At 59.9% G+C, this 14,276-nt stretch carries 12 protein-coding genes and 2 tRNA genes; all 14 read right to left on the bottom strand.

Features of this window, described 5'->3' with window-relative positions:
• Positions 1-82 precede the first annotated feature (82 nt).
• The 14 genes from P8X48_03485 to P8X48_03420 all read right to left on the bottom strand — a co-directional run bounded on the left by P8X48_03485 (position 83) and on the right by P8X48_03420 (position 14,104).
• Positions 83-1,060, bottom strand: a complete 978-nt coding sequence (locus P8X48_03485; GenBank protein MEJ2106379.1) for a dimethyl sulfoxide reductase anchor subunit — start codon at positions 1,058-1,060, stop codon at positions 83-85.
• Between the two features lie 23 nt (positions 1,061-1,083).
• Entirely contained in the window at positions 1,084-1,815 is a 732-nt protein-coding gene (locus P8X48_03480) for a 4Fe-4S dicluster domain-containing protein (GenBank protein ID MEJ2106378.1), read from the bottom strand.
• Positions 1,812-4,712, bottom strand: coding sequence for a molybdopterin oxidoreductase family protein (locus P8X48_03475; protein ID MEJ2106377.1), 2,901 nt, complete (start codon positions 4,710-4,712; stop codon positions 1,812-1,814). The genes P8X48_03480 and P8X48_03475 overlap by 4 nt, the downstream gene beginning before the upstream one ends.
• Positions 4,713-5,272: 560 nt before the next feature.
• Positions 5,273-5,349 (bottom strand) — tRNA-Pro (locus P8X48_03470).
• 63 nt (positions 5,350-5,412) lie between these two features.
• Entirely contained in the window at positions 5,413-5,772 is a 360-nt protein-coding gene (locus P8X48_03465) for a MerR family transcriptional regulator (GenBank protein MEJ2106376.1), read from the bottom strand.
• An 80-nt stretch (positions 5,773-5,852) separates the two neighbouring features.
• A complete protein-coding gene (locus tag P8X48_03460) occupies positions 5,853-6,173 on the bottom strand; it encodes an integration host factor subunit alpha (protein MEJ2106375.1) in 321 nt (106 codons plus the stop codon).
• A 48-nt stretch (positions 6,174-6,221) separates the two neighbouring features.
• Complete coding sequence (pheT, locus tag P8X48_03455; protein MEJ2106374.1) at positions 6,222-8,597, bottom strand: phenylalanine--tRNA ligase subunit beta; 2,376 nt, start codon at positions 8,595-8,597, stop codon at positions 6,222-6,224.
• Positions 8,598-8,609: 12 nt separating this feature from the next.
• Positions 8,610-9,629, bottom strand: a complete 1,020-nt coding sequence (gene pheS, locus P8X48_03450; protein ID MEJ2106373.1) for a phenylalanine--tRNA ligase subunit alpha — start codon at positions 9,627-9,629, stop codon at positions 8,610-8,612.
• 141 nt (positions 9,630-9,770) lie between these two features.
• The gene (gene rplT / locus P8X48_03445) at positions 9,771-10,127 is read right to left on the bottom strand and encodes a 50S ribosomal protein L20 (GenBank protein ID MEJ2106372.1); all 357 of its coding nucleotides are present in this window, start codon (positions 10,125-10,127) and stop codon (positions 9,771-9,773) included.
• Positions 10,128-10,148: 21 nt separating this feature from the next.
• Positions 10,149-10,346: a 50S ribosomal protein L35 gene (gene rpmI / locus P8X48_03440; GenBank protein ID MEJ2106371.1), complete on the bottom strand. Its 198-nt coding sequence runs from the start codon at positions 10,344-10,346 to the stop codon at positions 10,149-10,151.
• Positions 10,347-10,411: 65 nt separating this feature from the next.
• Positions 10,412-10,939: a translation initiation factor IF-3 gene (gene infC, locus P8X48_03435; protein ID MEJ2106370.1), complete on the bottom strand. Its 528-nt coding sequence runs from the start codon at positions 10,937-10,939 to the stop codon at positions 10,412-10,414.
• 21 nt (positions 10,940-10,960) lie between these two features.
• Positions 10,961-12,871 carry a threonine--tRNA ligase gene (gene thrS, locus P8X48_03430; GenBank protein MEJ2106369.1) on the bottom strand — a complete coding sequence of 637 codons (1,911 nt, stop codon included), beginning with the start codon at positions 12,869-12,871 and terminating at the stop codon, positions 10,961-10,963.
• 143 nt (positions 12,872-13,014) lie between these two features.
• Positions 13,015-13,091: transfer RNA gene (locus tag P8X48_03425), tRNA-Val, on the bottom strand.
• Between the two features lie 59 nt (positions 13,092-13,150).
• Positions 13,151-14,104: a substrate-binding domain-containing protein gene (locus tag P8X48_03420; GenBank protein ID MEJ2106368.1), complete on the bottom strand. Its 954-nt coding sequence runs from the start codon at positions 14,102-14,104 to the stop codon at positions 13,151-13,153.
• Positions 14,105-14,276 lie beyond the last annotated feature (172 nt).

Raw genomic sequence — 14,276 nt, 5'->3', positions numbered from 1 at the left:
TTCTGACACAGGACAAACTCGTCCCGTCCCGCGACCGGGTGGGAAACCGCGGACAGAAAGACGAGATACCGAAAAACCCGGTCTAGCCCACAGTCTGGTAATAGATGTTCTGCGGGTGATTGGCCTGGGCGAAGAAGAACCAGCGTTCGGCGATCAGGCCGAGATACTGGATGAGGAAGGCAGCCAGCAGGACCGTGGCCGAACCGGCCGCCAGGCCCGTCGCCAGCAGGGCGAGTGGAAGCGGAAACACAAGCAGCAGAAACACCCACTTGATGGACCGGAAGAACCACGGTGGGGCTCCGTGGAAGAACTCGCGGGTATTGAACGAACCGCCCATAAAACCCTGGGAACGTTGCTTGAGGGTTCGGTGCCGCACACCGATGGCGGTCTGTACCGAAGACTTCGGTCGCAGGCGCGCATTCCGGATCAGGGAAGCCGCGCGGGTAACCAGCGCCAGGCTTGTAAGGATCATGGCCCAGCCGCCGTAAAATCCCGTGAGCTCCGGCGCACCGACAGCGGCGTAGGCCGTTGCCAGGGTAAATCCTGAGGCGCCGCCCAGCAGCGTGTAGTTCACTGGCGTGAGCCAGGTGGCCCACTCCTGCAGGAACTTGATGCACGCGTAGATCATTCCCGTACTCAGGAACAGAGCAAACGTCAGCAGCACGCCGACCGCACCGATCAGAAGCGTCAGATCACCACCAATGCCCGTGTGTATCCCGACCCGGGAAAGATCCCATGCCAGGCCATGCACTACACCATAGATAAAGACGACCCCGATAACCGCTGGCAGAACGATCACTTCCCGCGACAACCAGGAAGTGCGCCACTTCGCGGCCGAACGCCATGCCCGTTCCGGGTGACCAAGATGGAAGAAGGAGGCCAACAGGCCAAGGACGAGAAAGCCTACCGAGATCGCGCTGCCCCAGACATAGAACGGGGCCGACTGTGCCGGCAGCAGCTTCACGGCCGCATAGGACTCGCCCGTGTACAGGGCAAGAAAGAACCCCTGCCCGACGCCGATCAGGGTGGTGAGAAAGATGACTGAAAATGCCGGATGCATATCGATTCCCGTAGGCTGAAGACCTACCAGCTTGTGACGTCGTCCAGGGTCTGTTCCTGCACCGGTCCGACCGGTCGTTCCTCTTCCTTCTTGAGCGGATTGTCTGCGCGCAGCAGTTCGTCTTCGTGGATGCGGATGCGCGTCTTGCGCCGCGGCAGGTAGTGATTCGCCGGCCGTGTCCCCCACTCCGGCATCAACTGATAGCCACCGCTCTCGCGCACGGCCACCGACACGTCCGATTCCGGATCGTGCACGTCGCCGAACAGCCGCGCGCTGGTGGGACAGGCCAGAACGCAGGCCGGTTTGCGTTCAGCCTCCGGCAAGGCCTCGTCGTAGATGCGATCCACACACAAGGTGCATTTCTTCATCACCTTCTGGTGTTCGTCAATTTCGCGTACACCGTAGGGACAGGCCCAGGAGCAATACTTGCAGCCGATGCACTTGTCGTAATCGACCAGCACGATGCCGTCTTCCTCACGCTTGTAGCTCGCCCCGGTGGGGCACACCGGCACGCACGGCGGATCCTCGCAATGCAGACAGGACTTGGGGAAGTGCACGGTTTCCGTATGCGGATATGCACCTACTTCGAAGGTCTGCACGCGGTTGAAGAAGGTGCCGGTCGGGTCCTCGCCGTAGGGACGATCATCGGACAGGTAACCCGCCATGCCCGAGGTATTCCATTCCTTGCAACTGGTGACGCAGGCATGGCAACCAACACATACGTTTAGATCGATGACGAGGGCAAGCTGGGTCATTGGCCACCTCCCTGCTTGCGGAACTTGCCGGCGAAATAGGCCTGCCACCCGGGCCGCTTCTGCTGCTCCCCCGGCAAGGGCGCCATGGTTTCGAACTGCGGATAGGAAACGCCCTCGTCTGCTTCCGCCTTGTACACCCGTACGCGCACGTCATACCAACCGGCCTGACCCGTGACCGGGTCGGAATTCGAAGCATGGCGGCCCTCACCTCCCGCGGGAAGCTCCTCGGTAATGAGGTGGTTCAGCAGGAAGCCCTTGCGGGATTCATTGGCGCAGGCATCGAGATTCCAGGCACCGCTGGCCTTGCCGATGGCGTTCCAGGTCCACACCGTGCCCGGCTCGACCGCCTCCGAAAAACGGCACATGGCCCGTACCTTGCCCCACGGTGATTCCACCCAGACCCAATCGCCATCGCCGAAATCGCCCTGCGCACCCAACTCCGGACTCATATACAGGTAGTTGTAGGTATGAATTTGCCGCAGCCAGGCATTCTGCGAATCCCAGGAGTGGTACATCGCCATGGGCCGCTGGGTAACGGCACTCAGCGGATACTTGCGCTTGTCCGTAAGCTGCGCCTCCAGGGGCTCGAAATAGAACGGCAACGGATCAAAATAGGTTTCAATGCGCGCACGCAGGTACTCCGGCGGCTGCTTGCCCTGGGTCTTGCCCTGGGCCGCGAGACGGAACTGCTGCAATACCTCGGAATAGATGTGAATCAGGATCGGCTCGGCATACCGTGTAAGACGGTGTCTCTGTGCCCACTCGAGGTAGCCCTGGTTCCAGTTGCGCATGTATTGGTAGGAACGCGGAAGCTCGTAGTGGAACACGCAGTTGTTCTGTTCGTACATCTGCCACTGGTTCGGATTTGGCTCGCCCTTCATGAACTTTTCGCCGCCCTTGCCACGCCATCCTGCGAGGAAGCCAATCCCCGATCCGGGCTCGGTCTCGTAGTTGACGACAAAGTCGGGATAGTCGCGGTATTTACGTTGGCCACCGGCATCAGTGAACGCCGGCAGCTTCAGGCGCGAACCCAGCTCGAGTAACACTTCCTGGAAGGGCTTGCATTCGCCCGTAGGCGGGACCACCGGAATGCGCACGGAATCCACCGGGCCGTCGAATTCCGAGATCGGACGGTCCAGCATGGACATCACGTCGTGCCGTTCCAGATAAGTGGTGTCGGGCAGCACCAGGTCGGCGTAGGCCACCATTTCCGACTGAAAGGCATCGCACACGGCGATGAAGGGTATCCTGTAGTCGCCGTTGTCGTCCTTGTCATTGAGCATGTCGCGCACCGCGACCGTGTTCATGCTGGAGTTCCACGCCATATTGGCCATAAAGATCAGCAATGTGTCGATCCTGTAAGGATCGCCGCGCCAGGCGTTGGTAATGACATTGTGCATGAGCCCGTGCACGGCCAGCGGGTATTCCCAGGAGAAGGCCTTGTCGATGCGCACAGGCTCGCCCTGCTCATCCACGAACAGATCGTCGGGATCGGCGGGCCAGCCCAGGGGCATGCCATTGAGCGGCGTGTCCGGCTGTACGTCCCCGGGATCCCGCGGCGTCTTGGCGCACGGCGGGATTGGCCGCGGGAACGGCGCCTTGTGGCGGAAGCCGCCGGGGCGGTCGATGGTTCCCAATATGCTCATCAGAATGGATAGGGCGCGAATGCTCTGGAAGCCATTCGAATGGGCCGCGAGGCCGCGCATTGCGTGGAAGGCCACGGGATTGCCGGTGACGGTTTCATGGTCCCGGCCCCAGGTATCGGTCCAGGCAATGGGCAACTCGATCTTCTGATCGCGCGCGGTCACACCCATCTCATAGGCCAGCCGTCGTATGGTCTCCGCCGGCACGCCGGTAATCTCCTGCGCCCACTCGGGTGTGTACTCCTGCACCCGCTCGGTCAGCAACTGGAAGGCCGGCTTCACCCGTGTGCCATCGTCCAGGGTGAAATCGCCCAACAGGCGAGGGTCTGCACCTTCGCTATGGGTCACAACGGGCCGGTTGCTGTTGCGATCCCACCACAGCTTGTTCTGGGGATCGAAGCAGCCCTCCTGTTCCGGAACCTCGGTGCGCAGAAACATGCCGTACTCGCTGTCGGCCTCGTCCTGATTCACCAGCTGCGCGGCGTTGGAGTACTGAATCAGGAAGTCGCGATCGTAGAGACCCTGTTTGATGATCTCGTGGATCAGAGCCAGCATCATCGCACCATCGGTGCCCGGACGGATCGGGACCCACTCGTCGGCGATGGCGGAATAACCGGTACGCACCGGATTGATGGAGATGAATTTGCCGCCGTTGCGCTTGAACTTCGAGAGCGCGATCTTCAGCGGATTGGAATGATGATCCTCGGCGGTGCCGATCATCACGAACAGCTTGGCGCGATCCAGATCGGGACCGCCGAACTCCCAGAAGGAGCCGCCGATGGTGTAGATCATGCCGGCGGCCATGTTGACGGAGCAGAAGCCGCCGTGGGCGGCATAGTTGGGCGTACCGAACTGTTTGGCGAACATGCCGGTAAGGGCCTGCATCTGGTCGCGACCGGTGAACAGGGCAAACTTCTTCGGATCCGTGCTGCGGATCTTTGCCAGCCGCTGTTCCAAAATGTCGAAGGCCTCGTCCCAGCCGATCGGTTCGAACTGGGCATCGCCTCGATCTGCTCCTTCCTTGCGCTTGAGCGGCTGTGTCAGGCGCGCCGGGGAATACTGTTTCATGATGCCCGACGCACCCTTTGCACAGATCACGCCGTGGTTCAGGGGGTGTTCGGGGTTGCCCTCGATGTAGCGGACCTCGCCGTCGCGCAGGGTCACGCGGATTCCGCAACGGCAGGCGCACATATAGCAGGTGGTATTTCGAACCTCGGTGCGACCGGCGGGCTTGTCGGCTTGGCTGTATTGCATGGTGACGCGGGGCGGTGTGGAGGGCGCAGTATACGGAGCGAACCTGCCCGAACCAACAGAGTTAATCTATGGTATATTAGATTTTGTTAATATAGTATTTCCGAGCGGTTTCAGCGGCTTGCAGAACGATTTTCTCGCCTATTCGGTTTCGTTTTACCCAACTCGCCCTGCCCCATGGACTCGAACACGCCTGCAGGGAATTCAAGGGATTCGGCAAACTGATCGATCGTTCCAAGGCGACCGTGGGTCTCGGCGCACCCGGCTATGTCGCCCTTCCCCTGGCAATCGAATTTGGCAAGCGGTCACGGCACCGGCGTCTATCCCCTCTATCCCGCCCACAAGGCCCAGGCCACTAGCTGTCAGCCAGGGAATGACCGAATACGGTGCCGATCGCGCGGCACGGCTGTTGGCAGACCATAATATAGGCACCGTAGGGGCACGAGCGCCGATCCTGGGCCGGCCAACCTGAATCGGGGATCCCTGGCGTAAGGAATGTCTTGCCGAAGAAATCGTCTATGGAAGACGCGAGGCTTCGCGATTCGAGTGGAAGAGAATGGAACTGGTCGGGGCGAGAGGATTTGAACCTCCGACCACCGCAACCCCATTGCGGTGCGCTACCAGACTGCGCTACGCCCCGAGAAATCGACTCGTTCCAAAAACCGGGCAATCATACCGGACTATTGCCCGGACACAAGGGGAATCAGGGGTTGCGCAACAGTTCCAGTACAGACTCCAGGTCAGCAATGAGTTCCCGGACAATGCGCGTTTGATCGATCTCATCGTCGACCGGATCGTCATTGGTGAGCTTGTTGCGGGCGCCGCTGATGGTAAAGCCATCGACGTAGAGGAGTTCACGGATCTGCCGAATCAACACCACGTCGTGGCGCTGGTAGTAGCGGCGATTGCCACGGCGCTTGACCGGTTTCAGTTGCGGGAATTCCTGTTCCCAATAACGCAAGACGTGCGGCTTCACGCCGCAAAGATCGCTGACCTCGCCGATGGTAAAATAGCGCTTACCTGGAATCTCCGGCAATTCGCGATTGTCTCCCGGGTCTAGCATCGTTAAGCTCTTGTTATCATTGGAAAATATTTGTTGTTCTTATCGGGCCCGCCTTGCCGGCCCGCGACGGCCCAGGCCCGCTAGGCCATCTTTCGCAATCTCTGCTGCAGGGTCGGAATATTCTTTTCCACTCTTTCCTTCAGCTTGTGACTGGCTCGGAAGGTGACCACGCGCCGTGCCGATATCGGAATCTCTTCGCCCGTCTTGGGATTACGGCCCGGTCGCGCATTCTTGTCACGCAGACCGAAGTTACCAAAGCCGGACAACTTGACATGCTCCCCGCTTGCCAGCGCGGATCGTATGCCCTCGAAGAACAGTTCCACGAATTCCTTGGCTTCGCGCTTGTTGAGCCCGAGCTCGTTGTACAGACTCTCTGCCAGTTCCGCCTTGGTGAGCGCCATGTCGGTATCCCTATATCGTCGTTGTTGATTTTGTCCGTGTGTCCGGGCCTATTGCCTCAGCCGCGCCGCCAGTTCCGACGACAGCGCCCCCACTACCCGGTTCACCACGGTTTCTACAATGTCTTCATTAAGAGTGCGCGAAGAGTCCTGCAAGGTCAAGCCCAAACCCAAACTTTTTCTTCCGGAATCAATACCTTCCCCGCGATATTCGTCAAAAAGCTCAAGGTTGACCAGGAGCTCGCCGGCGGCCTGGACGGCACAATCCAGCACGTCCTGGGCGGGTACTGACTCATCCACCACCACCGCCAGATCGCGATAGATCGCCGGAAACCGGGACACGGGTCGATATTCAGGCAACTCCACATCTTGTATAGCAGAATATTCGAGCTCAAACAGGAAAATCGGGCTTTCTACCCCCAAATTTGCCTGAATTCTTGGGTGCAATCGTCCAATCCAGCCAATCTTTTCCGATTTTCGCAGAATTCGGGCCGTCTGCCCGGGATGAAGGGCCGAATGGGTTGCTGACTCGAAGCGAAATTCGTTGAAATTGGTCAGCCCGAGCAGGGCCTGAAGATCCCCTTTCAGGTCAAAGAAATCCAGCTCCCGCGCCGGGCTTCCCCATTGCAGGGGAAGGACCGTGCCCGTTGCCGCAGCGGCCACGGTATCGTGCTCGGCCACCCGACGCTTGCCTGGCCGGAAACACCGTCCCAATTCGAACAGACGAATTCTGTTGAGCTGGCGGTTGCTGTTGTGGACCACGCTCCGGACCAGACCCGGCCACAGACTGCTGCGCATGACCGAGAGGTCTGCGGACAGGGGATTGGCCAGGGGCACCGCCTGCGCTTCGGGATCCAGTTCGGATTGAAGATCTGGATCCACAAAGCTGTAGTTGATCACCTCCTGGTAACCCCGATCGGCCATCAGATTTCGAATCCGCGATGAATCCATTCGGTCTTCGGCTTGCTCCACCGGCGCCACCGAGGCCGTGGGCCTCTGTGGGGGAATGGAGTCATAGCCGCCTACGCGAGCGATCTCTTCCACCAGATCCACTTCGCGCTCGATATCGAAACGATAACTCGGCGCTGTCACCTTCCAGCCGTTCCCAAGTTTGCGGGGATTCATTCCGAGCTTGCGCAACATGGATTCTATTTGCGCCGCTTTGTGCCGGACTCCCAACAGGCGCTCTACCTTCTCGGGATGTAAACGAATCTCCGCTCGCCTCGGCATATGGGCCCACACGGTTTCTTCCACCACCGGGCCGGGGCGCCCGCCGGCAATGTCCAGCAACAGCCGGGTGGCGCGCTCGATCGCCCGCCGTTGCAGCGCCGGATCGACCCCACGCTCGAAACGATGGGAAGAATCGGTGTGCAGTCCCAGACTGCGCGCGCGGCCTGCAATTGCCGATGGCTGGAAGAATGCACTCTCCAGAACGATGTCTATGGTGTCCTTGCCAACGGATGAGTCCAACCCACCCATGATTCCGGCCAGCGCCAGAGGCCGGGCCCGGTCTGCAATCAGGAGCGTACCGGCTTCCAGAGCCAGGGTCTTTCCATCGAGCAACTCCAGTTTCTCTCCGGCGCGGGCCTTGCGCACAACAATTGCGCCATCGATTTTCGCCCGGTCAAAGGCATGCATGGGCTGGCCCAGCTCCAGCATCACGTAGTTCGTTACGTCAACCACCGGATGAATCGCCCGCAGCCCGCTACGCCGCAATCGCTCGCTCATCCACAGTGGTGTACGGGCGGCCGAATCCAGTTCCTCGATGACACGGCCGACATAGTGCGGACACTCGCGCCTGGCCTGAATGCGAATAACGGGCTTCGTCTGACTGCGGCTGCGTACCGCATCGATCCGGAGCTGCTTCAGGCGCGTTCCCGTGAGCGCGGCCAGCTCCCGTGCTACGCCTGCAACACTCAAACAGTCGCCGCGATTGGGCGTGAGGTCGATATCGATACTGACATCATCGAGCGTCAGACATTCGGCCAGGTCCTGGCCGGGCTTCGAATCCGGATCCAGTTCCAGCAGGCCTTCCGAGGCCTCGGCCAGCCCCAGTTCCGCCGCGGAACAAAGCATACCCGACGACTTCACGCCGCGAAGCTCGGTGCTTTCGATCTTCTTGCCGCCAGGCAACCTTGCTCCGGTCAGAGCCACCGCGACTGCGAGGCCTTCCCGGACATTTGCAGCACCACAGACGATACGCAACGGCCGGGTGCGCCCGACATCGACCGCGCAAACCTTGAGTTTCTCTGCATTGGGGTGGGGCTCTACCGATACAACCCGGCCAACCACGACCCGCGCCAGGGGCGGCGCGACCGCTTCCACGGAATCGACCTCAAGGCCGGCCATGGTCAGTGTTTCGGCTATCGCCCTCGTGTCCATTTTCGGCGATACCCATTCCCGCAACCACGTTTCGCCAAGTTTCATAGCCAACCCCCTTTAGCGAAACTGGCGCAGGAAGCGCAGATCATTTTCGTAGAACAGGCGCAGGTCATCGATGTCATAGCGCAACATCGCCAGTCGCTCCACGCCGACACCGAAGGCCAGCCCTTGATACCTGTTTCCATCGACGCCGGCGTGTCGGAATACTTCCGGATGCACCATCCCGCAGCCCAGCACCTCGATCCAGCCTGTATGGCCGCAGACGCGGCAGCCGCTCCCGCCACAAATGGCGCAGGCAATATCGACCTCGGCAGACGGCTCGGTGAACGGGAAGAACGACGGCCGGAAGCGTACGGCGAGATCGCGCCCGAAGAACTGCGAAAGAAAATCGATCAGGAGACCCTTGAGATCCGCAAAGCTAACGGACTCATCGACCCACAGGCCCTCGATCTGGTGAAACATGGGGGTGTGGGTCACGTCGGAGTCGCAGCGGTACACGCGGCCCGGGGCAATCACGCGCAGCGGCACCGTATGTTGCTCCATGTACCTGATCTGTACCGGCGAAGTATGGGTGCGCAACACCAGGCCGGAGTCGAAATAGAAGGTATCGTGCATGGCCCGCGCGGGATGATCCTGCGGTATGTTCAGCGCCTCGAAGTTGTGAAAATCGTCTTCGACCTCCGGGCCATCGGCCACGTCGAATCCCATGCTGCGAAAGATCTCTTCCAGTCGGATCAGCGTTCGACTCACGGGATGGAGACCGCCGCGATCGATGCCCCGGCCTGGCAGGGTGACATCGACGGATTCCTCGGCGATGCGCTGGCTGATGGCATCGCCTTCCAGTTCCTGCTTGCGCGCACTCAACTGTTCCTGCAGGCGCTGTTTGGCTTCATTCACCTGTTTGCCAAAGGCCGGACGCTCGCTTTCCGGCAGGCCGCCGAGTCGCTTGAGCTGCTGGGTAACGACGCCCTTCTTTCCCAGATAGTGGACGCGCAGCTGTTCGACCGCGTCGACCGTATCCGCGGCGGAGATCGCCTGCTCGGCCTCCTCAATGAGAGCGATCAGCTGTGGCTCCAAGATTTTCCTCCCATCCGACCCTGCCTGAAACAGGGTCAGACAGAGCATGTTTTTCGTGTCATCAACAAAAAAGGGAAAGGCATCCGGCCTTCCCCTTTGAGGTCAAGACAAACCAGCGAACCAGTTTGTAGCGATACGGACCTACTGCAGGCTGGCCTTGGCCTGTTCGGCCAGGGCGGAAAAGGCCTTGCTGTCGAAGACGGCGATATCGGCGAGGACCTTGCGGTCTACATCGATGGACGCGCGCTTCAGTCCGTTCATAAATCGGCTGTAGCTCATGCCATTCTCGCGCGCCGCCGCATTGATGCGAGCGATCCACAGGGCGCGGAACTGGCGCTTGCGCTGGCGGCGATCGCGATAGGCGTACTGGCCGGCCTTCATCACCGCCTGGTTGGCAGTCTTGTAGGTACGGCTGCGTGCGCCGCGATAACCCTTGGCCCGCTTGAGAACTTTCTTGTGCCGTGCGTGGGCAACGACACCGCGTTTGACTCGTGGCATGGTGCTACCTTCTCTTCTGCGTTATGCGTACGGAAGCATACGGCGAACCAGCGCGACGTCGGCCTCATGGACCTGATCCGTTCCGCGCAGATGGCGCTTCCGCTTCGATGATTTCTTGGTCAGAATGTGGCGCAGGTGCGAACGACTGCGTTTGAACCCGCCACCGGCGCTACGCTTGAAGCGCTTGGCCGCACCACGATTCGTTTTCAGTTTCGGCATTGCCCTGTTACTCCGTAATCAATCCTTCTCATTGACCCACCGCTTTCGGATCGGCGGGGCTATAGCTATTTTCCGACGGCCTTCTTCGGGTTCATCACCATGACCATCTGCCGGCCTTCCAGCCGGGGATGCTGCTCCACGGTGGCGTATTCCTCGAGATCCTTCTCAATCCGCTGGAGCAACTGCATGCCCAGCTCGCGATGGGCCATTTCCCGGCCGCGAAAGCGCAAGGTGATCTTCGCCTTGTCGCCATGTTCCAGGAACCGGATCAGGTTGCGCAACTTGATGTTGTAGTCGCCAATATCCGTTCCCGGTCGGAACTTCACTTCCTTGACCTGAATCTGCTTCTGCTTCTTCTTGGCCGCCGCCTGGCGCTTGCTCTGCTCGTACTGGTACTTGCCGAAATCCATTACCCGGCACACCGGGGGCTCCGCATTGGGAGAGATCTCGACCAGGTCCAGCCCGGCCTCTTCCGCCGCCTGCAAGGCTTCCTCGTTCGAGACGACTCCAACCTGTTCTCCATCGGGGCCAATCAGCCGGACTTCCGGCGCCGTAATCTCGTTGTTGAGGCGGGTCTCGCGTTTCGCAGAAATAGTTTCAGTCCTCTAAAATTGTCAAATGCCGCGGCCCGCGATGTCCTGGGTCAGGATCTCGGCGAACTCGCCCGGGGCCATTGCCCCCTTGTCCTCACCCTTTCGCGTGCGCACGGCAACCCGGCGATCCTGCACCTCGCGCTGGCCAATCACCAACAGATACGGGATACGCTGCAAAGTGTGCTCGCGGATTTTATAGCCGATCTTTTCGTTTCTCAAGTCAGTTTCGACCCGGAAGCCCTGATTTTTCAACATTTTTTCCACTTCCCGGGCATAGTCGGCCTGATCATCGGTGATCGTCAGTAGCACCGCCTGAACCGGCGCCAGCCAGGCCGGCAGGGCCCCGGCATGCTCCTCGATCAAGATGCCGATGAAGCGCTCCAGGGAGCCCAGAATGGCCCGGTGGAGCATCACCGGGGTCTTTCGGGCCCCATCCTCGGCCACGTATTCGGCCCCCAGGCGGCCAGGCATGGAGAAATCCACCTGGATAGTGCCGCACTGCCAGATCCGGCCGATGCTGTCCCGCAGGGAAAACTCGATTTTCGGGCCATAAAAGGCGCCCTCCCCCGGCTGCAGGTCCCAATCCAGGCCCTTGGCGTTCAGGGCCCGCTCGAGGGCGTGCTCGGCCTTGTCCCAGACCTCGTCCGAACCCACGCGGTTCTCGGGCCGGGTGGAAAGGCGAACCATCACCTCGGGGAAACCGAAATCGGTATACACCCGGTACAGGAGATCGATGAAATCCGAGACCTCGGACTGGATCTGCTCCTCGGTGCAGAAGATGTGGGCATCGTCCTGCACGAAGGCCCGCACCCGCATCAGGCCGTGCAGGGTCCCGGAGGGCTCATTGCGGTGGCAAGAGCCGAACTCGGCCATCCGGAGCGGCAGGTCGCGATAGCTCTTCAGGCCCTGATTGTAGATCTGCACATGACAGGGGCAGTTCATGGGCTTGACTGCGTATTCACGATTCTCGGACTCGGTTGTGAACATGTCGTCCTTGAATTTGTCCCAATGGCCCGACTTCTCCCACAGGCTGCGGTCCGCGAGCACCGGGGTCCGGACCTCCTGGTAGCCATTGTCGCGGAAGACCCCGCGCATGTATTGCTCGACGTTCTTGTACAGGGTCCAGCCGCGGTCGTGCCAAAACACCATACCCGGGGCCTCTTCCTGGGTATGAAACAGATCCAGCTTGCGACCCAGCTTGCGGTGGTCCCGTTTCTCCGCCTCCTCCAGCCTGTGCAGGTAGGCGTCCAGATCCTTGCGGCTGGTCCAGGCGGTCCCGTAAATACGCTGAAGCATTTCATTGCGGGAATTACCACGCCAGTAGGCACCCGCTACCTTCATCAGACGAAAGGCCTTCAGCTTCCCGGTGGAAGGCACATGGGGGCCACGACACAAATCGATGAAGTCGCCCTGGCGGTACAGGGAGATCTCCTCCCCCTTGGGGATGTCTTCGATGATTCGGGCCTTGTACTCCTCACCCATGTCACGGAAGAACTCGATGGCATCCTCCCGCGACATCACGGACCGCTCAACCTTTTCGTCCTGTTTCGCCAGCTGCTGCATGCGGTCCTGGATCCGCTCCAGATCCTCCTCGTTGAATCCCGGCTCGAAGGCAAAATCGTAGTAGAAACCGTCCTCGATGACGGGTCCGATGGTGACCTGGGCCTGGGGATAGAGCTGCTTGACCGCCTGGGCCAGCAAATGTGCGGTGGAGTGACGCACGATCTCCAGACCATCGGCATCGCGATCGGTGATGATCGCCAGCCCGGCATCGTGATCGATCACAAAAGAGGTATCCACGAGCTTGCCGTCCACGCGGCCGGCGAGAGCGGCCTTGGCCAGACCGGCGCCGATATCGGCAGCGACCTCCGCGACGCTTACGGGAGCGGAAAATTCACGGCTGCTGCCGTCAGGCAGGGTAATTCGGGGCATGATCATCTCCTGCTTTCAGTGGCGACCGCTACGGGTGGTCGCTTGTGCTTTGCCGTCGACCTGTACGAGGGGCCGACCCAAAATTCCTGCGGCGACCGGTACCGGGGCCGCCGCGGGGGTGAACCAAGCTGCCAAAGGTAATGTGGTAGGCGCGATTGGACTCGAACCAACGACCCCCACCATGTCAAGGTGGTGCTCTAACCAGCTGAGCTACGCGCCTGAAAAATCAGGCGCGCAAAGTACCATAACTGTTCAAGCCCTTACAAGAACGGAGGGGGTTCAGCTGCTTCGCTGGCGCAGGCCGTTTTCCTGGGCCTTGCGGACCGAATTCAGGTATTTCAGCCACAGGCCGATGGCGTCTTCGTAAGGTACGGTTCCAGCCCTGCGGATAACCGCCTTGCCTTCCTCGCTGTGGACGTATTCGCTGAACTTCCGCACTTCCGGATTGCTGAAGCTGGCGAGGTTGGTCACCAGGAACAGGGGACGATACAGCAGGTAGTCACCGTTCTTGATGTTGTTGTAGCTGGGATCCTTTCCTTCCAGATCCAGGACCTTGACCTTGCGCTTGCGCGCGCTGCTGATCCCGGTCACGGCAATCCCGTTTACAGCCTCCTTGGAGATCGCTTTTTCGATTGGCCCCGAAGACCGCTCCACATGGAGGTGTGGACTGCTGAAGTTCTTTTCATAGTCATAGAAGACGAGCTCGCGCAGGGTGCGTCCGACACCGGAGATCTTGCCCTTGCGGACATAGAGCTCGATGGGTGCGCTGTTGCCCCCAAGCTGTTTCCAGTTGGTGATCCGCCCGGTGTACACCTTGCGCAACTGGTCCAGGGTAATGTTCTTCACCGGATTGCCCTTGTGGACGATCACGGCCAGGGCATCCCAGGCCACGGGATCCATCTGTACCCGACGTTCATGGACGTCGGGAGCAAAGGTTGTCGGATCCTCCAGGGTCTGACGACAGGAACCCCCCAGGTCGCTTTGCTGCGCAGAAACCTTGCGAATGCCCTTGGTCGCACCGCCACCCTGAAGATTGATTTTCACCCCAGTCTTCTTTTCGTAGGCGGCAGCGACCTCACTCATGAAGGCCTTCTTGGAAATGCCACACCCGACCCAGGTGAGTGTTTTCTTCGAAGCGGCGAGGGCCGTTCCCTGTACCAAGAGAAAACTTGCCAACGCGGTAAAAGTGACAATCGATATCCGTACCTTGGAAGGTGTTTTTACCCCACCCATTGCTCCCCTCCGGAAGTTCAATATGTAATGTGTAATTAATGGTAGTACATAGTTCCTGACCATGACTTTGGCAAGTGTAACTACATAAGTGTCCTCTAATATTCAAGCCAGAAAAAAGAAAACCCCGCTCGGACACAGTCCGAGCGGGGTCAAGGGGTGCTCCTTCTTACAC

The sequence above is a fragment of the Acidiferrobacteraceae bacterium genome (genome assembly GCA_037388825.1).
In the GTDB taxonomy this organism is placed as follows: Bacteria; Pseudomonadota; Gammaproteobacteria; order Acidiferrobacterales; family JAJDNE01; genus JARRJV01.
Note: the sequence above shows the minus strand (reverse complement) of the source record. Positions and strands in the feature narration are given on the sequence as shown.